1 pseudogene is annotated in these 562 nt (G+C 68.5%); it reads left to right on the plus strand.

The features are described from left to right. Positions 1-67: 67 nt before the first annotated feature. A pseudogene (locus CXR02_RS21925) lies at positions 68-562 on the plus strand (endonuclease); the annotation flags it as partial.

Here is a 562-nt window from a genome sequence, read left to right on the forward strand (position 1 = left end):
TCCAGCGTCAAGCAGTAGAGCAGCCGATGTGATCGTTGTTGTCGGTGCTCCCTGATGTACTTGAGGTATGGAAAGCAGGACAGCGTGGAGTGCTGAGAGCAGGGCGGCGGTGGCGGATGTCGCCGCGTCCGCTGCCGTGCTGGCTGCTTTCATTGGCGCCGGCGCGGACCATGCTGATCCGCACGGCGCCGATTCACTGCCAGACGCCGACACTCTGGGGGTCGGCGATCCGGTGCGGGATCTGGCCGATGATTGCCTGGACGCCCTCGCGGACGTGGCCCGGCTGGAGGCCCGGACCGCGGCGCTGAAAGTGCGGCTGGCCGCGGACTACGTCCAGGCCACCCGGGCCCTGGCATCCCCTGCCGCGTCCCCGCAGGAACGCACCATGCAGGACATGGCTTTGACCGCGGAGGTCGCCTGTGTCCTGACTGTCAGCGAACGGACCTCCCGGGCGCTCCTGGCCGACTGCCAGGCCCTCACGACGGCGCTGCCTCTGACCCTGGGAGCGTTGCAGGCCGGGACGATCTCCTGGGCCCACGCGAGGATCATCTGCGAGGAAACC

This window comes from Arthrobacter sp. 4R501 (genome assembly GCF_002929755.1).
Lineage (GTDB): Bacteria > Actinomycetota > Actinomycetes > Actinomycetales > Micrococcaceae > Arthrobacter.